Origin of the sequence: Leifsonia sp. NPDC102414, from assembly GCF_044765685.1 — a bacterium.
Classification (GTDB): domain Bacteria; phylum Actinomycetota; class Actinomycetes; order Actinomycetales; family Microbacteriaceae; genus Leifsonia.
Genome location: NZ_JBIWKN010000001.1, coordinates 1,161,421 through 1,184,513, shown reverse-complemented (window position 1 = coordinate 1,184,513; position 23,093 = coordinate 1,161,421). Strand labels below are relative to the sequence as shown.

Annotated in this window: 19 protein-coding genes; all 19 read left to right on the top strand. The window is 68.3% G+C overall.

The annotated features are described in order from the left end of the window. Positions 1–54 precede the first annotated feature (54 nt). The 19 genes from rsmH (at position 55) to dnaE (ending at position 23,042) form a co-directional block, all read left to right on the top strand. Positions 55–1,008 (top strand): 16S rRNA (cytosine(1402)-N(4))-methyltransferase RsmH, encoded by a 954-nt coding sequence (rsmH, locus tag ACIRCZ_RS05670; protein ID WP_402850545.1) that lies wholly within the window; start codon positions 55–57, stop codon positions 1,006–1,008. Then, complete coding sequence (locus ACIRCZ_RS05665) at positions 1,005–1,724, top strand: hypothetical protein (protein ID WP_402850542.1); 720 nt, start codon at positions 1,005–1,007, stop codon at positions 1,722–1,724. Before rsmH ends, ACIRCZ_RS05665 begins: the two co-directional genes overlap by 4 nt. A gap of 35 nt (positions 1,725–1,759) precedes the next feature. Next, positions 1,760–3,493: a peptidoglycan D,D-transpeptidase FtsI family protein gene (locus ACIRCZ_RS05660; RefSeq protein ID WP_402850539.1), complete on the top strand. Its 1,734-nt coding sequence runs from the start codon at positions 1,760–1,762 to the stop codon at positions 3,491–3,493. Positions 3,494–3,521: 28 nt separating this feature from the next. Further along, positions 3,522–5,066, top strand: a complete 1,545-nt coding sequence (locus ACIRCZ_RS05655) for a Mur ligase family protein (protein ID WP_055896007.1) — start codon at positions 3,522–3,524, stop codon at positions 5,064–5,066. Continuing rightward, complete coding sequence (murF, locus tag ACIRCZ_RS05650; protein ID WP_402850537.1) at positions 5,066–6,493, top strand: UDP-N-acetylmuramoyl-tripeptide--D-alanyl-D-alanine ligase; 1,428 nt, start codon at positions 5,066–5,068, stop codon at positions 6,491–6,493. Before ACIRCZ_RS05655 ends, murF begins: the two co-directional genes overlap by 1 nt. Continuing rightward, the gene (gene mraY / locus ACIRCZ_RS05645; protein WP_055896011.1) at positions 6,490–7,602 is read left to right on the top strand and encodes a phospho-N-acetylmuramoyl-pentapeptide-transferase; all 1,113 of its coding nucleotides are present in this window, start codon (positions 6,490–6,492) and stop codon (positions 7,600–7,602) included. The genes murF and mraY overlap by 4 nt, the downstream gene beginning before the upstream one ends. After that, the gene (gene murD, locus ACIRCZ_RS05640) at positions 7,599–9,128 is read left to right on the top strand and encodes a UDP-N-acetylmuramoyl-L-alanine--D-glutamate ligase (protein ID WP_402850534.1); all 1,530 of its coding nucleotides are present in this window, start codon (positions 7,599–7,601) and stop codon (positions 9,126–9,128) included. Before mraY ends, murD begins: the two co-directional genes overlap by 4 nt. After that, complete coding sequence (gene ftsW / locus ACIRCZ_RS05635) at positions 9,094–10,338, top strand: putative lipid II flippase FtsW (protein WP_402850532.1); 1,245 nt, start codon at positions 9,094–9,096, stop codon at positions 10,336–10,338. Before murD ends, ftsW begins: the two co-directional genes overlap by 35 nt. After that, positions 10,335–11,429, top strand: coding sequence for a UDP-N-acetylglucosamine--N-acetylmuramyl-(pentapeptide) pyrophosphoryl-undecaprenol N-acetylglucosamine transferase (locus ACIRCZ_RS05630; RefSeq protein ID WP_402850530.1), 1,095 nt, complete (start codon positions 10,335–10,337; stop codon positions 11,427–11,429). The genes ftsW and ACIRCZ_RS05630 overlap by 4 nt, the downstream gene beginning before the upstream one ends. Before the next feature lie 34 nt (positions 11,430–11,463). Then, a complete protein-coding gene (murC, locus tag ACIRCZ_RS05625) occupies positions 11,464–12,873 on the top strand; it encodes a UDP-N-acetylmuramate--L-alanine ligase (RefSeq protein ID WP_055896615.1) in 1,410 nt (469 codons plus the stop codon). A gap of 10 nt (positions 12,874–12,883) precedes the next feature. After that, on the top strand, positions 12,884–13,933 hold the full coding sequence (locus tag ACIRCZ_RS05620; protein WP_402850528.1) for an FtsQ-type POTRA domain-containing protein: 1,050 nt from the start codon (positions 12,884–12,886) through the stop codon (positions 13,931–13,933). A gap of 157 nt (positions 13,934–14,090) precedes the next feature. Beyond that, a complete protein-coding gene (gene ftsZ, locus ACIRCZ_RS05615; protein ID WP_055896029.1) occupies positions 14,091–15,266 on the top strand; it encodes a cell division protein FtsZ in 1,176 nt (391 codons plus the stop codon). Beyond that, positions 15,232–15,933 carry a YggS family pyridoxal phosphate-dependent enzyme gene (locus ACIRCZ_RS05610; RefSeq protein ID WP_402850520.1) on the top strand — a complete coding sequence of 234 codons (702 nt, stop codon included), beginning with the start codon at positions 15,232–15,234 and terminating at the stop codon, positions 15,931–15,933. The genes ftsZ and ACIRCZ_RS05610 overlap by 35 nt, the downstream gene beginning before the upstream one ends. Positions 15,934–15,994: 61 nt before the next feature. Then, positions 15,995–16,507: a cell division protein SepF gene (locus ACIRCZ_RS05605; protein WP_055896036.1), complete on the top strand. Its 513-nt coding sequence runs from the start codon at positions 15,995–15,997 to the stop codon at positions 16,505–16,507. 88 nt (positions 16,508–16,595) lie between these two features. Continuing rightward, entirely contained in the window at positions 16,596–16,892 is a 297-nt protein-coding gene (locus tag ACIRCZ_RS05600; protein ID WP_055896039.1) for a YggT family protein, read from the top strand. A 150-nt stretch (positions 16,893–17,042) separates the two neighbouring features. Further along, a complete protein-coding gene (locus ACIRCZ_RS05595) occupies positions 17,043–17,921 on the top strand; it encodes a DivIVA domain-containing protein (protein WP_055896042.1) in 879 nt (292 codons plus the stop codon). A gap of 34 nt (positions 17,922–17,955) precedes the next feature. Continuing rightward, positions 17,956–18,558, top strand: a complete 603-nt coding sequence (gene lspA / locus ACIRCZ_RS05590; protein WP_235500518.1) for a signal peptidase II — start codon at positions 17,956–17,958, stop codon at positions 18,556–18,558. Positions 18,559–18,560: 2 nt separating this feature from the next. Beyond that, positions 18,561–19,481, top strand: a complete 921-nt coding sequence (locus tag ACIRCZ_RS05585; protein ID WP_055896047.1) for an RluA family pseudouridine synthase — start codon at positions 18,561–18,563, stop codon at positions 19,479–19,481. A gap of 90 nt (positions 19,482–19,571) precedes the next feature. Then, on the top strand, positions 19,572–23,042 hold the full coding sequence (gene dnaE / locus ACIRCZ_RS05580) for a DNA polymerase III subunit alpha (RefSeq protein ID WP_402850513.1): 3,471 nt from the start codon (positions 19,572–19,574) through the stop codon (positions 23,040–23,042). Positions 23,043–23,093 lie beyond the last annotated feature (51 nt).

Here is a 23,093-nt window from a genome sequence, read left to right as displayed (position 1 = left end):
CGCCAGGTACCGAATGGATGGGGATCAGGATTCAGGAGCCGGTCCTCTCGCATCATGACCGACGATCAGATTCACACCCCGGTACTCCTCGAGCGCTGCATCGAGCTGCTGGCCCCCGCCCTCGACACCCCGGGAGCCGTCTTCGTCGACGCGACCCTCGGCATGGGAGGGCACTCGGCCGGCATCCTCGAGCGCTTCCCCGACGTCACCCTGGTCGGTCTCGACCGCGACCCGGACGCGCTCGCCATCGCGGGGGAGCGTCTGGCCAGGTTCGGCGACCGCGTGCACCTGGTGCACACCGTCTACGACGGCATCCTGGATGCGCTCGACGGCCTCGGCATCGACGAGGTGCACGGCATCCTGTTCGACCTCGGCGTCTCGTCGCTGCAGCTCGACAGGGTGGAGCGCGGATTCTCGTACTCGAAGGACGCACCGCTCGACATGCGGATGGACGGCACCAGCGAGCTGACCGCCGCCACGATCCTCGCCGAGTACAGCGAGGCGGACCTGCGCCGCATCTTCCGCGAGTACGGCGAGGAGAAGCTCGCCGCCCGCTACGCGCAGAAGATCGTCGCCGCCCGCGAGGTCGAGCCGTTCGTTCGCTCCGCGCAGTTGGTGGACGTGATCACCAAGGCCACCCCGGTGGCCGTGCAGCGACAGGGACACCCGGCCAAGCGCGTGTTCCAGGCGCTGCGGATCGAGGTGAACCAGGAGCTGTCGGTGCTGGAGCGGGCCATTCCCGCGGCCATCGACGCTCTCGCGATCGGCGGACGCATCGTCGTCGAGGCGTACCAGTCGCTCGAAGACCGGATCGTGAAGCGCGAACTGCAGACACGGTCCACCTCCAGCGCACCGGCCGGACTTCCGGTGGAACTGCCGGAACACCGGCCGGAGCTGAAGCTGCTGATCCGTGGTGCCGAGCTGGCGAATGACGAAGAGAAGGCGGCCAACCCGCGAGCGACGCCTGTTCGCCTGCGTGCGGCCGAACGCGTGAGGAGGGGCTCGTGAGCACCAATCTGGCCGAGAAGCGCCCATCCATCGGGTGGATCGGACGCACAGCACCGCGGCCGGAGGTCGAGGAGCGCCCCAGTCACCTCGAGGTCGTCACCACTCGCTCGCAGCGCAGGGCGCGCCCGCGCACCGTCTACGCGATCATCGCCGTCGGTGTGCTGTTCGGCGTGGTCGTCGCCCAGTTGCTGATGAGCATCGCCGTCTCGCAGGGCGCGTACCAGCTCAACTCGCTGCAGGACAAGCAGACCGAGCTGCAGCGCTCGTACCAGGCGGCGTCGGAGGACCTGAACCGGCTCTCCTCTCCGCAGAACCTGGCTGCGAACGCCAACGCGCTCGGGATGGTCACCAACAGCAACCCTGTCTACCTGCGCCTGTCGGACGGCGCGGTGCTCGGCGCTCCCCTCCCTGCGAACGGCGCGGCGGGCACCGTCACGGGTGGACAGGGCAACCTGGTCCCGAACTCCCTGCTCGCCGGCGTCCCGCTCGCAGCGGCGAAGACCCCGGCGGCGAACGCGACGGCGACCCCGCTCACCGGTACGCCAGCGGGATCGACCGCAGGCTCGAAGGCGGGCGCGACGACAGGCGCTGCTGCCGGGTCGACCGCGACGGGCGCGCAAGCTGAGAATTCCGGCAGCACGAGCGCGCCGGACACGCAGGCGACACCGCCGACCGTACCGTTGGACGGAGCGTTGCCGACCCCGGTGACGCACTGACGCGGGGACGAGTTCCGAACGTGCTTACGAGAAAGATGATGCGGCGCAGGACCGCCATCACGGTCGTCGCTGTCGCGGCGACCGTCGGCATTCTGGGCGCGAAGCTGGTCGACATCCAGGTGGTCAACGCCGCAGAGCTGCAGAAGAAGTCGGTCAACGCCAAGGAGGTCGAGACGACCCTGCTCGGCGCTCGCGGCAGCATCGTCGACGACAGCGGCACCGTCCTCGCCGACACCGTATACAAGTACACCGCCGCCGTCTCCCCGAAGGATGCGGTGGCGGGCAAGGACGGCAAAGCCAACATGATCGAGGCTGCAGCCAAGATCGGCGCCATCACCGGTCAGGGCGGCCCAGCGGTTCAGAAGATCATCGAGGACGCCCTCGCAGCCAACCCGAAGTCGCAGTACGCGCTCGTGAAGACGGGGCTCGACGTCGGCGCGTTCACCAAGCTCGACAAGCTTCCGTACCCGTGGCTCACGTTCACCAAGGTGCCGGCGCGCACGTATCCGAACGGTGCCGTCGCGGGAAATCTGCTCGGGTATGTCTCCGCCGGCGGCCTCGGCGGCCTGGAGGACAGCGAGAACGCATGCCTCGCCGGTGAGAACGGATCGCAGACGTACCAGCGCGGAGCGGATGGCGTCGCCATCCCCGGCAGCACGGTCACGCAGAAGGACGCGAAGGACGGCGGCACCCTCAAACTCACGATCGACCGCGATCTGCAGTGGTTCAGTGAGCAGACCCTCGCACAGCAGGTCGCAGCGACAGGGTCCAAGTTCGGCTTCGTGACCGTCGCCGACGCCAAGACCGGCAAGATCAAGGCGATCGCCCAGTGGCCGGCCCTCGACCCGAACAACATCGACGCCACGGACCCGCAGTACTGGGGCCTCCTGCCGTTCACGACGCCGTACGAGCCCGGCTCGACCTTCAAGGCGCTCACCGCCGCGATGCTCATCGACCAGGGCAAGGCGAGCCCGACCAGCGAGGTGCTCGCACCGTACCGCTTCGTCTCCGGTCAGGGCGCGGATCTGCACGACTCGGGCTATCACGACCCCGAGCGGCTGACCCTCACCGGCGTGCTCATGAACTCGTCCAACGTCGGGATGTCGATCCTCGGCAAGGCGCTCACCGACCAGACGCGCTACGACTACCTCAAGAAGTTCGGGATCGGAGACGCCTCCGGGCTGCCGTACCCCGGCCAGTCGGACGGCATTCTGAACCCGGTCGCCGACTGGGACGACCAGACCAAGTACGCCACCATGTTCGGCCAGGGCGTCTCCGCCACCCAAATCCAGATGGTCAGCGCGTACCAGGCGCTCGCTAACGGCGGCACGCGCATCCCGCTGTCGCTGGTCGAGGGATGCACGAAGTCGGACGGCACCGTCGTCGACGTCCCGAAGCCCAAGGCCACCCAGGTCGTCTCCGCCGGTGCCGCCAACACCACCCTCGGGATGATGGAGAGCGTCGTCACCCAGGGCGAGCTCGCCAAACAGCTCCAGATCCCCGGCTACCGGGTCGCCGCGAAGACCGGAACGGCGCAGCAGCCGGACGGTAACGGAGGCTACCTGCCGTCGTACTACGTATCGGTCATGGGCGTCGCCCCTGTCGACGATCCGCAGTACGTCGTTTCGGTCAACCTCGGATACCCGACTACCATTACTTCGTCGGCAGCCGCCGCTCCGCTGTTCCACACGATCATGAGCCAGGTGCTGAAGACCTACCGGGTGAAGCCGTCTACGTCCACCCCGGCCGACTACCCGCCCTACTACTGATGAATATCGTCTACTGAAAGTGAGCCCCGTGACAGGACCGGCGCCTACGTCCCTGCGCCCCGAACATCCCGTCGCCCGACCGCTCGCACAGCTGGCCAGGGAGTTCGGGCTGGAATGGCGCGGCGATCTCGATGCAGTCGAGGTCACCGGTGTCGCACTCGCGACCACCGCTGTCGAGCCCGGCGACCTCTACGTCGGCGTCCCCGGCAGGAACGCCCACGGTGCGAGCTATGCGGCGAAGGCCGCAGAGGCCGGCGCCGTCGCGATCCTGACCGATGAGGATGGCGCGGAGCTCGCCGCCGACAGCGGCCTCCCCGTCATCGTCACCCAGGATGCGCGTGCGGCCCTCGGCGCGGTCGCCGCGTGGATCTACCGCACGGACGAGAACGCGGCGACGCTCTTCGGCGTCACCGGCACGAACGGCAAGACCAGCGTCGTGTACCTGCTGAACGCGATCCTCGGGCAGCTCGGCGTCGTCTCCGGCCTCAGCTCCACCGCTGAGCGCCGCATCGGCAGCACCGCGATCACGAGCAAGCTGACCACGCCGGAGGCGAGCGAGCTGCACGCCCTGCTGGCCAGGATGCGCGAGGAGGCCGTCCGTGCCGTCGCCATCGAGGTCTCCGCTCAGGCGCTCAGCCGCCACCGCGTCGACGGCATCGTGTTCGACGTCGTCGGCTTCACGAACCTCAGCCACGACCACCTCGACGACTACGACGCGATGGACGACTACTTCGCGGCGAAGCTGGAGCTGTTCCAGCCCGACCGCGCCCGCCGCGGCGTCATCACGGTCGACTCCGACTGGGGCCGCGCCCTGGTCGAGCAGTCCCGCATCCCGGTCACCACGCTGTCGACGTCTCCCGGCGGGGAAGCGGAGTGGACCATGACGGTCACCGACGAGACGCTGGAGCACACCGCGTTCGTGCTGGAGGGCCCGGAGGGCAGCCGGATCGAGACGCGCGTTCCGCTGCTCGGCTCGTACATGGCCGCCAACGCCGCGCTCGCGATCATCATGCTCGTCGAGTCCGGTTACGACCTGCACGCCATCGGAGCTGCACTCGACCGCGACGGCGGCATCGACGCGTACATCCCCGGTCGCGCCGAGCGCATCTCCGGCGACCGCGGCCCTGTGGTCTTCATCGACTACGGCCACAGCCCAGACGCGTTCCTCTCCACTCTGAGCGCACTTCGCAAGGTCAGCGACGGCAAGATCGTCATGGTCTTCGGCGCCGACGGCGACCGCGACACCACCAAGCGCACCGACATGGGCGCCATCGCGGCCCGCGGGTCGGATGCGGTGGTCATCACCGACTTCCACCCGCGCTGGGAGGACCCGGCCGCCATCCGTGCCACGCTCCTCGACGGAGCGCGCGGCGCCGTTCCCGACCTGGAGCTGTACGAGGTGGCCGACCCGCGGGCGGCGTTCCGCACGGCGCTCTCGCTTGCGGGCGAGGGCGACGTGGTGCTCTACGCCGGCCCAGGGCACGAGGACTACCAGGAAGTCGCGGGGGAGCGCATCCCATATTCCGCCCGCGACGACGCCAAGCTGGCGCTGCGAGAGGCCGGGTGGCTCTGATGATCGGCCTGACGCTGGCGGAGATCGCATCCGCCACCCGTGGCTCCCTCGTGCTCGACGGCACGGGAGCGACAGAGCAGACGGTCGTGGACGGCCTCTCCACCACCGACTCCCGTGAGGTCGTGGACGGCACGCTGTTCTTCGCCAAGCACGGCGAGTTCACCGACGGCCACCTGTTCGTGCCGCAGGCAGTGGATGCGGGTGCCTCCCTCGTCGTGGTCGACCACGCCCTCGACACGTCCGGCTGGTCCCGTCCCGTCCCGCAGCTCGTGGTCGAGGACACCGTCGTCGCGCTCGGCGACCTCGCCACCGAGGTCATCGCCCGTGTGCGCTCTGCCGGTCTGCTGAAGATCGTCGGCGTCACAGGCTCGAACGGAAAGACCACCACCAAGAACCTTCTGCGCGAGATCCTCGAGCAGGTCGGGCCGACCATCGCCCCCCGGGCGTCGTTCAACAACGAGGTCGGCGCTCCGGTCACCATGCTCGAAGTCACGGAGGACACCGAGTTCCTCGTGGCCGAGATGGGCGCGAGCGGCATCGGCGAGATCGCGCGCCTCGTGCGGATGGCGCGGCCGGACATCGGCATCGTCCTCAAGGTCGGCCTCGCCCACGCCGGCGAGTTCGGCGGCATCGAGGCGACGCTGGCCGCGAAGACCGAGATGGTCAGCGACCTGCTCGACTCCGACGTCGCGATCCTCAACCTGGACGACCCGCGGGTCGCGTCGATGGCGGACAAGACCGTCGCGCGCATCCTGTGGTTCGGGCTCGACGACCGTGCGGAGGTGCGGGCGACGGACATCGTCTCCAGCGCCCGCGGCACGTCGTTCGTGCTGCACCTGCCGAACGGGGAGTCCCGCGCCGTGCAGTTCCGGGTGCTCGGCGAGCACCACGTGATGAACGCGCTGGCCGCCGCTGCCGCAGCACACACGCTGGACGTCGGCATCGACCGGATCGTCGACGGCCTGCAGAGCGTCACCAGGGCGGAGCGCTGGCGGATGGAGGTCATGGGCGGCGCCCGTGGCGTCACCGTGATCAACGACGCGTACAACGCCAGCCCAGACTCGATGGCGGCGGCGCTCAAGACGCTCGCGCAGATCGCGGAGCCGGGAGGGCGCACCGTCGCCGTCCTCGGCGAGATGAGCGAGCTCGGCGAGTTCTCCGGCGAGGAGCACGACCGCATCGGCCTGCTAGCCGTGCGCCTCAACATCGACCAGCTCATCGTCGTCGGCCCTGCGGCACGACGGATGCACATCTCGACCATCAACGAGGGGTCGTGGGACGGCGAGTCGAAGTACTTCGACACGCCGGACGACGCGTTCGCGCACCTGCAGGAGTCCCTGAACGAGGGGGACACCGTCCTGGTGAAGTCCTCCAACTCCGCCGGTCTCCGGTTTCTGGGCGATCGACTGGGAGAATTGTTCTCGTGAGAGCTCTGCTGACGTCCGGTGCGCTGTCGATGGCGTTCACCCTGTTCCTCACCCCCGTGTTCATCCGGTTGTTCCGTCGTCTGCAGTGGGGACAGTTCATCCGCGACGACGGCCCGCAGAGCCACCACGCCAAGCGCGGCACGGCCACGATGGGCGGGATCGTCGTCATCCTCGGCACGCTCTTCGGCTACTTCGTCGCCCTGCTGCTGACCGGTGACGAGACCAGCGTCTCCGCGCTGCTGGTGCTGTTCCTCATGGTCGGCCTCGGCGTCGTGGGCTTCATCGACGACTTCCTCAAGACCAGGAGGGAGCGCAGCCTCGGCCTCACCGGCTGGGCGAAGGTGGCCGGGCAGGTCGTCGTCGCGACGGTCTGGGCGTTCCTGGCGATCATGTTCCCGAACGGCAACGGCGACACGCCAGCGACCATGAGCGTCTCGCTCATCCGCGACCTGCCGATCGACTTCATGTCGATCACCAAGTTCGGCGCCATCGGCGTGATCGTCGGCTACGGGCTGTACCTGATCTGGATCAACTTCATCGTGGCCGCCACGTCGAACGGCGTGAACGTCACGGACGGCCTCGACGGCCTGGCTTCCGGCGCATCCATCCTCGCCATCGGCGCATACATCATCATCGGCTTCTGGCAGTCCATCCAGTCCTGCTCGAACATCAAGCTCGACCCGGCGAACGTGGCCAAGTGCTACGACGTGCGCGACCCGTTCGACCTGGCGATCGTGGCGACGGCCATCGTCGGCGCCGTCGTCGGCTTCCTCTGGTGGAACACGTCGCCTGCGCAGATCTTCCTCGGCGACACCGGCTCGCTCGCCCTCGGCGGCGCGGTCGCCGCCCTCGCGATCCTCAGCCGCACCGAGCTGCTGCTCGTCCTCATCGGCGGCCTGTTCGTGATCGAGGCCGGCTCGGTGATCGTGCAGCGCGCGTACTTCAAACTCACCAGAGGCAAACGCATCTTCCTGATGAGCCCGATCCACCACCACTTCGAATTGAAGGGCTGGGCGGAGGTCACGGTCGTCGTGCGGTTCTGGATCATCGGCGGACTGCTGGTCGCCGCCGGCGTCGGCAGCTTCTACCTCGAATGGCTCGCAACGTGACAGAGCTCGACGATCGCCTGGCAGCGCTGACCAGCTGGCACGCCGACTGGCGTGGCCTGCGCGTGGCCGTCTACGGCCTCGGCGTCACCGGGTTCTCCGTGGCGGACACCCTCGCCGAGCTGGGCGCCGAGGTGCTCGTCGTCACGGCCAAGGCCGACGACGAGCGCGCGATGCTGCTCGAGGTCATCGGCGCCGAGCTGCTGGAAGAGGCCGACCTGAGCGCGCCTCCCACGCGGCTGGTCGAGTTCGACCCTGAGCTGGTGATCGCATCCCCCGGCTTCCACCACGACCATCCGCTGCTGAACTGGGCCGCTGGCCGCGGCACGCAGATCTGGGGAGACATCGAGCTCGCCTGGCGGCTGAGGGACAAGGTCGGCGCACCGGCCGACTGGATCGCCGTCACCGGCACCAACGGCAAGACCACCACCGTGCAGCTCACAGCGACGATGCTCGTCGCAGGCGGATACCGTGCAGCGCCGTGCGGCAACATCGGCATCCCCGTGCTGGACGCCATCCGCGACCCGCAGGGCTTCGACGTGCTCGTGGTGGAGCTGTCGAGCTACCAGCTGCACTGGGTGAACAGGAACGCGGGAGGCGAGCTCTCCCCGTACTCCGCCGCCTGCCTGAACATCGCGGACGACCACCTCGACTGGCACGGCTCGCTCGACGCGTACAAGGCCGCCAAGGCCAAGGTCTACCAGAACGCGCAGGTCGCATGCGTCTACAACAAGGCGGACAGCGCGACCCGCGAGATGGTCGAGGAGGCGGAGGTCGTCGACGGCGCCCGCGCCATCGGCTTCGGCCTCGACGTGCCAGGCCCGAGCGACTTCGGCATCGTCGACGGCATCCTCTGCGACCGCGCGTTCCTCGAAGACCGGTTCACCACGGCGATCGAGCTGACGACGCTCGACGAGCTGCGCGAGGCCGGTCTGGCCGCACCGCACGTCGTCGCCAACATCCTCGCCGCCAGCGCGCTCGCCAGGTCGTACGGGGTCGAGCCCATCGCGATAAGGGATGTGCTTGCTGCGTTCCGGCTGGACGCACACCGCATCGAGCTGGTGCGGATCGAGGCCGGCGTGAACTGGGTGGACGACTCCAAGGCCACCAACCCGCACGCCGCATCCGCGTCGCTGCGCGCATACGAGTCCGTCGTGTGGATCGCCGGCGGTCTGCTCAAGGGCGTCGACATCGACGAGCTGGTGCGCACGCACATCGGCAGGCTGCGGGCCGTCGTACTGATCGGCGTCGACAGGGAGGCGCTGCGCTCCGCATTCGCGCGACACGCCCCCGAGCTTCCGGTCTACGAGGTGGACGCCGACGAGACTGAGAATGTGATGCCGTTGGCGGTCAGGCTGGCCGGTGGCGTCGCGCAGTCGGGAGACACCGTGCTCCTCGCTCCTGCAGCGGCGTCGATGGACCAGTTCTCCGACTACGCAGAGCGTGGCCGCCTCTTCCAGGCGGCTGTCAACGAGTTCTTTGGAGGTGAGGCGGATGACCAGTCCGCCTCGCACCCTGGACAGGTCTGACCTGGAGAAATCCGGCGCCACCTCGTCGAAGCTCGCCGGTCTGACCGCGCGGATCTCGCTCGGCAAGGCGGTGCAGGCAGAGTCCGCGAACTACTTCCTGCTGCTCGGCATCACGCTGTTCATGGTCGTCTTCGGACTCGTGATGGTGCTGTCGTCGTCGTCGGTCGAGTCGCACAATGACACCGACAACTTCTTCGCCCGCTTCTGGTCGCAAGGTGCATACGCGCTGATCGGCCTGCCGCTGATGTTCCTCGTCTCGCGTCTGCCCTCCCGGTTCTGGAAGAAGACCATCTGGTTCTTCCTCGCGTTCGCGTGCTTCCTGCAGCTACTCGTGCTCTTCACCCCGCTCGGGATGGAGATCGGCGGCAACCGCAACTGGCTCAAGGTCGGCTCGCAGACGCTGCAACCGTCGGAGGCGATCAAGGTCGCGCTCGTCGTCTGGCTCGGGGTCGTGCTCGCCCGCAAGAAGGACATGCTCTGGCAGTGGAAGCACGTCGCCGTGCCCATCGTGCCGATCGGCGGGGGCGCGATCCTGCTCGTGACGCTCGGCGGTGACCTCGGAACCACGATGATCATGGCGGCCATCCTGCTCGGCGCGCTGTTCTTCGCGGGGGTGCGACTGCGGCACCTGGCCGTCGGCACGCTGGCCATCGGCATCCTCGCCTTCCTCGTCGCCATCTCCAGCGAGTCGAGGCTCGGGCGCATCGCCGCGCTCTTCGGCGGTTCGTCCGCCGCCAACCCGGATGTGAACTGGCAGATCGACAACGGCTTCTACGCGCTCGCCTCCGGCGGCGTGTTCGGTGTCGGACTCGGCAACTCACACTCCAAATGGTCCTGGCTGCCCGCCGCGGACACCGACTTCATCTTCGCGATCATCGGCGAGGAACTCGGCCTGATCGGCGCCGTGGTGGTGCTCATCCTGTTCGTGCTGCTGGCGATCGTTTTCCTGCGCATCATCCACGCATCCACCGACTCGTTCGCGCGCGTCACGACGGCGGCGATCATGGTGTGGCTGATCGGCCAGGCCTTCGTCAACATCGCCGTGGTGCTCGGCGTGATACCCGTGCTCGGCGTGCCGCTCCCACTGATCTCTGCGGGAGGCACTGCGATGATTAGTTCCATGATCGCAATCGGCATCGTCCTGTCCTTCGCCCGGGAGACCGGCCGTGAAGCGCGCCGCGAGCGCGTCGCGAACGGCTCGGCGGAGTGACCCGCTACCTTCTGGCCGGCGGGGGAACCGCCGGTCACGTGAACCCGTTGCTCGCCGTCGCCGACCGGCTCCGCCGCGACGATCCTGCGGCCGATGTGCTGGTGCTCGGCACGGCGGAGGGGCTGGAAGCCAGACTCGTCCCCGCCCGCGGCTACGAGCTGGCGACCATCCCGAAGCTGCCATTCCCTCGCCGGCCGAACGCCGCGGCCCTGCGCTTCCCCGGAGAGTACCGGCGCACGATCCGCACGGTGACCTCCCTCATCCGGGATCGTGGCATCGACGCCGTCGTCGGTTTCGGCGGCTACGCCTCCGCGCCAGCGTACTCCGCGGCGCGCAAGGCCGGAGTCCCGCTTGTGCTGCACGAAGCCAACGCCAGGCCCGGCCTCGCGAACCGGCTGGGCGCCAGGTACACACCGTACGTGGGCGTCGCCTTCGACGGCACGAAGCTCCCGCACGCGACCTTCGTCGGGATGCCCCTGCGCGTCGAGATCGAGGAACTGGACCGCACAGCATCCCGGCCGCTCGCCGCCGCCGAGTTCGGCCTCGACGCTGCGCGACCGACGCTGCTCGTCACCGGGGGCTCGCTCGGCGCACGGCGGATCAACCAGACCATCGCCGACCGCGCGCGGGCCATCATCGCCGCCGGGTACCAGATCCTGCACATCCAGGGTGGCCGCGGCGAACTGGCCGACCCAGGCATCGAGCACTACCGGCTGCTCGACTACTGCGACAGGATGGATCTCGCCTTCGCGATCACCGACGTCGCCGTCGCGCGCGCCGGAGCGGCCACCGTCTCCGAGTTCGCCGCCCTCGGCATCCCGGCCGTCTACGTGCCGTTCCCCGTCGGCAACGGCGAGCAGCGCTTCAACGCGGCCGGCGTCGTGCAGGCCGGAGGGGGAATCCTCGTCGACGACGCTGCGTTCCTTCCGCCGTGGGTGGATGCGACGCTGCTGCCGTTGCTCGCGGACGGCGACGGCCGCGCCGTGGCCGAGATGGGCGCCCGCGCGGCGACGGCGGGGGTCCGCGACGGTTCCGACCGCATGGTGTCGCTCATCCGAAGCTCGCTCCAGAGCGCGTACCGTCATACTTGATGGTGCGATTCCGTCCCGACCGAAAGCAGTGCTCGTGATCAAACCCGACCTCACCATGACGCTCCCCGAGGAGCTCGGCGCCCTCCACTTCGTGGGCATCGGCGGCTCGGGCATGAGCGGCATCGCCCGCCTGTTCCTCGAGGCCGGGTACACGGTGACCGGTTCCGACGTGCGCGAGTCCGCCAACGTGCTCGCCCTGCGCGAGCTCGGCGCGACCATCGCCGTCGGCCACGCCGCCGAGAACGTGGGGGATGCGGACACGCTCGTCGTCACCGGTGCGCTCTGGCAGGACAACCCGGAGTACCAGCTCGCGCTGGCGAAGGGCCTTCCCGTGTTGCACAGGTCGCAGGCGCTCGCCTGGCTGATCAGCAGGAAGCGTCTCGTCTCCGTCGCCGGTGCGCACGGCAAGACGACGTCGACAGGGATGGTCGTCACCGGCCTCCTCGGAATCGGGGAGGACCCGAGCTTCGTCAACGGCGGCGTCATCGAGTCGCTCGGCAAGAGCTCGCAGACCGGCACGGGGGAGCTGTTCGTCGTCGAGGCCGACGAGTCGGACGGCTCGTTCCTGCTCTACGACACCGCTGTCGCCCTCATCACCAACGTCGACCCTGACCACCTCGACCACTACGGCTCGCTCGAAGCGTTCGAGGACGCGTTCGTCACCTTCGCTCGCGAGGCCAGCGAGTTCGTCGTCGTCTCCTCCGACGACGCCGGCGCGGTGCACGTCACAGGCAAGCTCCGCGCGGAGGCGCCGGACAAGCGCATCGTGACCTTCGGAGAGGCGGAGGACGCGCAGGTGCGCGTGCACTCCATCGTGACCGACGGTCCTGTGGCCTTCACGCTGTCATACGACGGCGCAGAGTACTCAGCCCAGCTCCGTGTGCCTGGCCGCCACAATGCGATCAACGCCGCCGGCGCTTTCGCCGTGCTCACCGGCCTCGGCTTCGACCCTGCCGCATCCCTGGCCGCCATCGCCGAGTTCGGTGGAACGGAGCGCCGCTTCGAACTGCACGGCACGGTCGGCGGCGTCAGCGTCTACGACGACTACGCGCACCACCCGACCGAGGTGGCCGCCGCGCTCTCCGCAGCGCGCACGGTCGTCGGCAACGGCAGGATCATCGCCGTTCACCAGCCCCACCTCTACAGTCGCACGCGCCTGTTCGCGAAGGAGTTCGCCGAGACGCTGGAGACATACGCGGACGAGACCGTCGTGCTCGACGTGTACGGCGCCCGCGAAGACCCGGAGCCAGGGGTGACCGGAGCACTGGTCGCGGACCGGTTCGCGCATCCGGAGCACGTCGCGTTCATCGCCGACTGGCAGGCCGCCGCCGATCACACGGCCGAGATCGCCCGCGACGGCGACTTCGTGATCACGCTCGGCTGCGGTGACGTCTACCGCATCGTGCCGCAGCTGCTCGACTCGCTCCGCCGCGCGCGAGGATAGCCGTCCCGTCGTGAAGCGTCCCCAGGGTTTCGACCGGTCGGCCGGCAGCGCTCAGCCGCAGCAGCCGCCGCAGCAGCAGCAGCAGCCGACCGTCGCACCGCCGAGCCGCAGGGAGGCGACGACGGAGCCCATCCCGATCGTCAGGGCGAGCCGGGTGGATGCGGCGCCCCCGGCTGCTGCGCACGGTTCCGTCAGCGCTTCCGGCGGGGCGTCGGCGCCGACCTCGGCGTCCACGTCCGCTACGGCCGAGCGCAAGCCGGCCGAGCCGTACGACCACCTTCCGTCCAACCGGGAGATCAGCCGCGACCTGCGCAGGGCCAAGAAGGAGCGCGCCAAGGTCGAGCGCGGCGAGGTGCGTCGCTTCACCAAGCGCTCCCGGCGCAGGAAGATCGCCTGGTTCTCCGCGCTCGGCGTCGTGGTCGCGCTGGTCCTCGGCGTGACCCTGACGGCGTTCTCCCCGCTGATGGCACTGCGCACCATCGACGTCACCGGCACCTCCCGCCTCGACGTCGCCGCGGTGAAGAAGGCGCTCTCCGATCAGCTCGGCCGGCCGCTTCCCCTGGTCGACCAGGGCGCGATCAGGGGCGACCTCGCCGCCTTCCCGCTGATCAGGAGCTACAGCGTCGAGAGCCACCCGCCGAACACCATCGTGGTGCGGATCGTGGAACGCCAGCCGATCGGCGTGCTGCAGAGCGGCTCCAGCTTCACCCTGGTGGATGCGGCGAAGGTCTCGATCGCGACGGCCGACAAGCGGCAGGACGGCTACCCGCTGATCACTGCATCCGGTGCAGCGGCGGAGACGGACGCCAAGTCGGGATTCGCCGCTGCGGCGGAGGTGCTCGGCGCCCTGCCGGCCGACCTGCTCGCCCGCGTCGACACGATCTCGGCGACGACAGCGGACGACGTGAGCTTCACGCTCCGCGACAGCGGGGCGAAGGTGGTCTGGGGGAGCGCGGACGACTCGTCGCTGAAGGTCGCCGACCTGTCCGCTCTGCTGAAGAGCGCATCCACCGCCAGCGTCTTCGACGTCTCGTCGCCACACAGCGTGACGACGGGTTGACGAGGCAGAATGGCCGGGTTGGGCGCCGACTTTTCCGACACGCCCCGCGCGCTACGCCGGCAGAGGCCGTGCGCACCTAACGTCGAATCAAGAATTGCATACTGAGCATAACTTTAAGCCTCGACTTGAGGTTGAAGGTTCCCAGTGGAGGCCGGACGTGACATCAAACCAGAACTACCTCGCCGTGATCAAAGTCGTCGGCATCGGCGGTGGCGGCGTCAACGCCGTCAACCGGATGATCGAACTCGGGCTTCGCGGCGTCGAGTTCATCGCCATCAACACGGATGCGCAAGCGCTCCTGATGAGCGACGCCGACGTCAAGCTCGACGTCGGCCGTGAGATCACTCGCGGCCTCGGAGCGGGAGCAGACCCCGAGGTCGGTCGCCGCGCAGCGGAGGACCACGCGGAGGAGATCGAGGAAGCGCTCGCGGGCGCAGACATGGTCTTCGTCACCGCCGGCGAGGGCGGTGGAACGGGCACGGGAGGCGCTCCGGTCGTCGCGCGCATCGCCAAGTCGATCGGCGCGCTCACCATCGGTGTCGTCACCAAGCCGTTCGGCTTCGAGGGCAAGCGCCGCTCCGAGCAGGCGGAAGCAGGTGTGCAGCGCCTGAAGGAAGAGGTCGACACCCTCATCGTGGTGCCGAACGACAGGCTGCTGGAGATCAGCGACCGCGGCATCAGCATGCTGGAGGCGTTCTCCACCGCCGACCAGGTGCTCCTCGCGGGTGTCCAGGGCATCACCGACCTCATCACCACCCCCGGCCTCATCAACCTCGACTTCGCCGACGTCAAGTCGGTCATGCAGGGTGCAGGGTCCGCCCTGATGGGAATCGGCTCCTCCCGCGGAGCGGACCGTGCCATCAAGGCGGCAGAGCTCGCCGTCGCGTCCCCGCTGCTCGAGGCGAGCATCGACGGAGCGCACGGCGTGCTGCTGTCCATCCAGGGCGGGTCGAACCTCGGCATCTTCGAGATCAACGACGCCGCGCGCCTGGTCCAGGAGGCCGTGCACCCGGAGGCCAACATCATCTTCGGCGCCGTCATCGACGACACCCTGGGCGACGAGGTGCGCGTGACGGTCATCGCTGCCGGGTTCGACGGCGGAGAGCCCAACGCCGTCAAGGCACAGCTCGCCGAGGCGCGCCGCACCACCTTCGTCGAGGCCGGTGACGACGACGGGCTGGCGAGCACCGCAGCGCTCGACGCCGAAGACATCCCGTCGCCATCCACGGACGCCTGGTCGGCGGGGGAGAGCCCCGTGTCAGAAGCCGCGCCCAAGGACCCTGCCTTCGACGATGAGAATGACGACCTCGACATCCCAGACTTCCTCAAGTAGTCCGCTCGCGGAGCGGCTCGGCGCCGTGCGGGCCGGCATCGCCGATGCCGCCCGCGCCGCCGGGCGTTCGCCGGAGGAGCTGACGACCATCGTCGTCACCAAGTTCCATCCTGCGTCGCTCGTGCGCGAGCTGGCGTCGCTCGGCGTCGCCGACGTGGGGGAGAACCGCCACCAGGAGGCGCAGGCCAAGGCGGCGGAACTCTCCGATCTCGACCTGCGCTGGCACTTCGTCGGGCAGCTCCAGAGCAAGAAGGCGAGGCAGGCGCGCGCGTATGCGTCCGTCATCCACTCCGTCGACCGCGTGTCACTGGTGGATGCGCTCCGCTCGGACGAGTGGGACATCGACTGCTTCGTGCAGCTCAACCTCACAGACGACCCTGCCCGTGGCGGCGTCGCCGACCGCGACCTCGAACCGCTCGTCGATCACATCGTCGACACGCCAGGCCTTCGACTGCTCGGCGTGATGGCGGTCGCGCCGATCGGCGAGGAGCCCCGCCGCGCCTTCGAGCGCGTCAGGCTCGCGAGCGAGCGCGTCCGCCGCATCGCCCCGGACGCCACGCGCATCTCCGCCGGCATGTCCCAGGACTACGCAGACGCCATCGCCGAGGGAGCGACACACCTTCGCATTGGCACGGCCATTACCGGGAATCGACCGCAGCCCGGTTAATCTCGAAGAGAAGGTTCGTCGTGCGTGGAAAGCGACGGCGCACAGGTACACGGAGGATCGCATGTCCAACCCGCTGAAGAAGACGATGGTCTACCTCGGCCTCGCCGACGAAGAGCTCGAGTACGACGAGCAGGCTCAGGAGCAGCCGCAGCGTCAGCAGGCGCCGCAGCAGCACCAGGCGCCCGTCGCACCCGTCCCCCATCCAGCACCGGTCGCCCCCGTGGCCGGTCGCGCCCCGGTGACCCCGCTGCGCAAATCGTCCACCGCACGGAATGTTTCGGTACAGGAAATGAACGAGATCCTCACGGTCCACCCCCGCCAGTACCGCGACGCCCAGGCGATCGCCGAGTCCTTCCGCGAAGGCATTCCGGTGATCATCAACCTGTCACAGATGAGCGAAGGGGACGCCCGTCGCCTGATCGACTTCGCCAGCGGCCTCTCGCAGGGGCTGTACGGCAAGATCGAGCGCGTCACGCCGAAGGTCTTCCTGCTCTCCCCGTCGCACGTCGTCGTCTCCGGCGAGCACGGCGGCCAGGACGCAGAGGTCGACGCGTCCTTCTTCGCCCAGGGCTGACCCCACTTCGCCACGGGCGAAATCACCGACACTCCGAGAGCGCGCCGTTCCCAGCTTGGGCGGCGCGCTTTCGACCATACTGAGACTCGTGTTCGTCCTCTCCATCGTCGCCACTGTGGCGTACTACCTCCTCCTGATCTATTTCTTCGTGCTCTGGGCGCGCTTCGTGCTCGACCTGGTCCGCACCTTCAGCAGGGGATGGCGGCCTCGCGGCTTCGGCCTGGTGCTCGCGGAATCCGCGTACGTGGTGACCGATCCGCCGATCAAGTTCTTCCGCAGGATCATCCCTCCGCTGTCGATGGGCCCGATCGCCATCGATTTCGGCTGGAGCCTCACGATGCTGGTCGTCATCATCGGCCTGTACGTGACACTCGGTCTTACCTGAGAGTCGATCCGCGGCCAGGCGCGGCTCGGGATGTAGTGTTGACGAGCCGACGCCGGATGAGTGCGGGCGGAGTGCGCACCCCCAGCGCACTTTGCTAGCGTTGGCTGAACGCATTTTTTGTTCGTACCCCAAGATCTAAGGTGGCTTGCCATGGCGCTGACTCCGGAAGATGTAGTCAACAAGCGGTTCCAACCGACGAAGTTCCGTGAGGGCTATGACCAGGACGAGGTCGATGACTTCCTCGACGAGGTCGTCGTCGAGCTGCGTCGTCTGAACCAGGAGAACGAGGAGCTCAAGCAGCGCCTCGTGGCGAGCGACTCCCGCATCGCCGAACTGCAGCGCAGTGGAGGCCAGGGCGGCGCAGCCCCCGCCCCCGTCGCTGCGGCCCCAGCGGCCGACAACGGCGAGGTCACCCGCCTGCAGCAGGAGAACGAGGAGCTCAAGCAGCGCCTCGCCGCCGCTCAGCAGGCAGCGCAGGCCGCCCCTGCCCAGGCAGCGGCTCCTGTCGCGGCAGCGGCAGCCGGCGCAGCCACGGCCGCGTACACGGCTCCTGACGCGAGCGCATCCGACCCCAACAGCACGAACAACCTCCTGCAGCTGGCCCGCCGCCTGCACGAGGAGCACGTGCGAGAGGGCATCGAGAAGCGCGACGCTCTCATCGCCGAAGGACACGCCACCGCGGCACGCATCGTCGCAGAGGCCGAGTCGAAGCAGCGCGCTCAGATCAGCGCCCTCGACCAGGAGCGCACGTCGCTGGAGAGCCGCATCGACGGCCTCCGCTCGTTCGAGCGCGAGTACCGCGAGAAGCTGAAGGGCTACATCGAGGGCCAGCTCCGCGACCTCGAGAGCTCGTCGGTCTCCGGCTCCGGCACCGGCAGCTACGCCGCGCAGCGCTCCACGCAGGACGCGACGGGCAACGTCAACTCCGGGGCGGTCCCCACCCCGGTGTCCGCCAGCGCAGGCGACAACGCCGCCAACGGCCAGGACCAGGGCCAGCAGCCCCCGGTCTTCCCCGGCTTTGGAGGCTAGTACCTCCCGCGCCAAGGTCAGCACCCGGGCCTTGGTGATCCTCGGTGCGGTCGCGCTCGTCGTGTACCTCATCGACCAGATCGCCAAGGTCCTGGTGGTGCAGAACCTGTACGAGGGACAGCGGGTCGAGGTCCTCGGCCAGCTCCTGCAGTTCAACTTCGTCAAGAACGCGGGCGCCGCGTTCTCGATCGGGAGCGGCTCCACCTGGATCTTCTCGATCGTGGGGGTCGGCGTCCTCGGCTTCGTGATCTGGTACGCCCCGCGCATCCGGTCTGCTGCCTGGGCCGTCCTCTTCGGGCTGCTGCTCGGCGGCCTGCTCGGCAATCTGACCGACAGGCTGTTCCGGGAGCCGGGCTTCGGCGTCGGCCACGTGGTCGACTTCCTGCAGATACCGCTCCTTCCCGCCATCTTCAACCTGGCCGATGTGGCCATCGTGTCGAGCATGGTGCTGTTCCTCATCCTCACGATCCGCGGCATCGGCCTCGACGGCAAGCGCACGGACGACGAGGATGAGGCGGAGGCCGAGGCGGTCGCCGCCGAGGCTGAGCCAGACCCGCACAACCTGCCGCACGAGCATGGCGAGCAGCAGGACGACGCGCAGGCGCGCGCCGAGCAGCACGACAAGCCAAGCACCTAGTCATGGAATCCCGGAGCTTCCCCATCCCTGACGGCCTCGAAGGCAGCAGGGTGGATGCGGGCCTCGCCAAACTCCTCGGCTTCTCGCGCAGCTTCGCCGCTGAGATCGCCGAGGCGGGTGGGGTGACCGTCGACGGGCGTGACGTCGGCAAGTCCGACAGGCTCTCGGCGGGAAGCTGGCTCGAGGTGAGCTGGCAGCCGAAGACCGAGGTGCAGATCGTGCCGATCGCCGTGCCGGAGCTGACGATCGTGCACGACGACGACGACATCGTCGTGATCGACAAGCCGGTGGGCGTTGCCGCGCATCCCGCAGCCGGCTGGGAGGGTCCGACTGTCCTCGGCGCCCTCGCCGCGGCCGGCTTCCGCATCTCCACCTCCGGTGCCGCGGAGCGCGCGGGCATCGTCCACCGGCTCGACGCAGGCACCAGCGGCCTGATGGTGGTCGCGAAATCGGAGCGCGCGTACACCCACCTCAAGCGGGCGTTCCACGACCGCACGGTCGAGAAGATCTACCACGCGGTCGTCCAGGGTCACCCAGACCCCCTCGTCGGCACGGTGGACGCGCCGATCGGCCGCCACCCGAAGTCCGACTGGAAGTTCGCGGTCGTCGCAGGCGGCAAGCCCTCCGTGACGCACTACGAGACCATCGAGGCGTTCCCGGCCGCCAGCCTGCTCGAGGTTCACCTGGAGACCGGGCGCACCCACCAGATCCGCGTGCACATGGCTGCGCAGCGGCACCCGTGCGTGGGAGACGCGATGTACGGAGCGGACCCCACGCTGTCGGCCAGGCTCGGCCTCACCAGGCAGTGGCTGCACGCCGTGCAGCTCGCGTTCGAGCATCCCGGATCGGGCGAGTGGGTGACCTTCACCACGACATACCCGGAGGATCTGCAACACGCTCTCGACGTGCTCCGTGCGTCGTAGGCACGACGTAGTCTTAAGCCCTCACCTCGACCCGGAGCAATAGTGCCGACAGACTCCTTCGTACATCTCCACGTCCACAGCGAGTACTCGATGCTCGACGGTGCCGCGCGCATCAAACCCCTGGTCGACGCCGCGGTCGAGCAGGGCATGCCGGCCGTCGCGGTCACCGACCACGGCAACATGTTCGGCGCGTTCGACTTCTGGCGAACGGCGACGGATGCCGGCATCAAGCCGATCATCGGCACCGAGGCCTACCTCACGCCTGGCACGCACCGCACCGACCGCACCAGGATCCGCTGGGGCGACGGAGGGGGAGACGACGTCTCCGGCTCCGGCGCGTACACGCACATGACGATGTTCGCCGCCACCACCGAGGGGATGCACAACCTCTTCCGGATGTCGTCGCTCGCCTCCACAGAGGGCTACTACTTCAAGCCGCGCATGGACAGGGAGCTGCTCAACCGGTACTCGAAGGGCATCATCGCCACCACGGGCTGCCCGTCCGGCGAGGTGCAGACCAGGCTCAGGCTCGGCCAGTACGACGAGGCTAAGAAGGCAGCGGCCGAGTTCCGCGACATCTTCGGCAAGGAGAACTTCTTCGCCGAGATCATGGACCACGGGCTCGGCATCGAGCGCCGCATCATGGCCGACCTCATCCGGCTGGCGAAGGAGCTGGACATCCCGCTCGTCGCCACCAACGATCTGCACTACACGCACGCCGCCGACGCCAAGAGCCACGCAGCTCTGCTCTGCGTGCAGTCCGGTTCGACGCTCGACGACCCCAACCGGTTCAAGTTCGACGCCGACGAGTTCTACCTCAAGTCGGCCGAGGAGATGCGGCAGCTCTTCCGCGACCACCCGGAGGCCTGCGACAACACGCTCGCCATCGCGGAGCGGTGCGACGTGAAGTTCGACACCTCGGCCAACTACATGCCGCGCTTCCCCGTCCCTGAGGAGGAGACGGAGCAGAGCTGGTTCGTGAAAGAGGTCGAGAAGGGCCTGAACGAGCGCTACCCGGACGGCATCACGGAAGAGGTGCGCAAGCAGGCGGACTACGAGATCGGCGTGATCTCCCAGATGGGCTTCCCCGGCTACTTCCTCGTGGTCGCCGACTTCATCAACTGGTCCAAGCGCAACGGCATCCGCGTCGGCCCCGGCCGCGGCTCCGGTGCGGGTTCGATGGCCGCGTACGCCATGCGCATCACCGACCTCGACCCCCTTCGCCACGGCCTCATCTTCGAGCGCTTCCTCAACCCTGACCGCGTCTCCATGCCCGACTTCGACGTCGACTTCGACGACCGTCGCCGTGGCGAAGTCATCAAGTACGTGACCGAGAAGTACGGCGAGGAGCGCGTGGCGCAGATCGTCACGTACGGCACGATCAAGGCCAAGCAGGCGCTCAAGGACTCCTCGCGCGTCCTCGGCTTCCCGTTCGGGATGGGCGACAAGCTCACCAAGGCGATGCCGCCGCCCGTGATGGGCAAGGACATCCCGCTCACCGGGATCTTCGACAAGAACCACCCGCGCTACAAAGAGGCGGTGGACATCCGGGCGGTCGTCGAGAGCGACCCGGAGGCCAAGACGGTGTTCGACACCGCGCTCGGCCTGGAGAACCTGAAGCGCCAGTGGGGCGTGCACGCCGCAGGCGTCATCATGTCCTCCGACCCGCTGATCGACATCATCCCGATCATGAAGCGCGAGCAGGACGGCCAGATCGTCACGCAGTTCGACTACCCGGCCTGCGAGTCGCTCGGCCTGATCAAGATGGACTTCCTGGGGCTGCGCAACCTCACGATCATCAACGACGCGCTCGACAACATCGAGGCCAACCGCGGCGAGAAGCTCGTCCTCGAAGACCTCGAGCTCGACGACCGCGGCGCGTACGACCTGCTGTCCCGCGGAGACACGCTCGGCGTGTTCCAGCTCGACGGCGGCCCGATGCGCTCCCTGCTGCGCCTGATGAAGCCGGACAACTTCGAGGACATCTCGGCGCTCATCGCGCTGTACCGGCCCGGCCCGATGGGCGCCAACTCGCACACCAACTACGCGCTGCGCAAGAACGGCCTGCAGGAGATCACCCCGATCCACCCCGAGCTGGCCGAGCCGCTGGCGGAGATCCTGTCCACCAGCTACGGCCTCATCATCTACCAGGAGCAGGTGATGGCGATCGCGCAGAAGGTCGCGGGCTTCTCACTCGGCCAGGCGGACATCCTGCGCCGCGCGATGGGCAAGAAGAAGAAGTCGGAGCTGGACAAGCAGTTCGAGGGCTTCGCAGGCGGCATGCAGGCCAACGGGTTCTCGATGGAGGCGGTCAACAAGCTCTGGGAGATCCTGCTCCCGTTCTCCGACTACGCGTTCAACAAAGCGCACTCCGCCGCGTACGGCGTCATCTCGTACTGGACCGCCTACCTCAAGGCGCACTATCCGGCCGAGTACATGGCGGCGCTGCTGACGAGCGTCGGCGACTCCAAAGACAAGATGGCGCTCTACCTCAACGAGTGCCGCCGCATGGGCATCAAGGTGCTTCCACCGGACGTCAACGAGTCCAACCTCTACTTCGCGGCAGTCGGCACCGACATCCGCTTCGGGATGGGCGCCGTGCGCAACGTCGGAGCGAACGTCGTCGAGGGGGTGCGAGAGGCGCGCGAGGCCAAAGGCCGGTTCGACTCGTTCCACGACTTCCTCACCAAAGTGCCGATCCACGCCGCGAACAAGCGCACGGTGGAGTCCCTCATCAAGGCGGGCGCGTTCGACTCGCTCGGACACACCAGGCGCGCCCTGGTCGAGGTGCACGAGGACGCCGTCGAGTCTGCGGTCAAGATCAAGCGCAACGAGGCCAACGGCGACGTCGGATTCGACTTCGACAGCCTCTGGGGCGAGGACGAGCAGACGGCGTCGCAGCACCACATCCCGGACCGGCCGGAGTGGGGCAAGCGCGACAAGCTGGCGTTCGAGCGTGACATGCTCGGGCTGTACGTCTCCGACCATCCTCTGGCCGGGCTGGAGCTGCAGCTGGCCAAGCTCGCGAGCACGTCGATCGCCGACCTTGTCGGCTCCGACAACATCCAGGACGGCGAGACGGTCACGATCGCCGGTCTCGTCACCAGCGTGCAGCATCGCGTGGCGAAGGCGTCGGGCAATCAGTACGGGATGATCCAGGTCGAGGACTTCGGCGGCGAGATGACCGTGATGTTCATGGGCAAGGCGTACCAGGAGTTCTCGCCGATGCTGCAGGGCGATGCGATCGTGGTCGTCCGCGGCAGGGTCAGCCTGCGCGACGACGGGATGAACCTGCACGCGTTCAGCCTGATGACGCCCGACCTCGGCCAGAGCGTCGGCACCGGCCCGCTGATGATCACGATGCCGGACCAGCGCGCGACCACGGACACAGTCACCACGCTGGCGGAGGTGCTCGCCCGCCATCCAGGAGACAACGAGGTGCGCCTGCGCCTCGTGAAGGGCCAGGTCGCCCGCGTCTTCGAGGTTCCCAAGCCTGTCGCGATCAGCGCCGACCTCTACGGCGAGCTCAAGGGCCTCCTCGGCCCCAACTGCCTCGTCTAGCCACATCATCCAGCCGGGACTTCTGCACGCGACACGCCGTGGTCAGGCGTG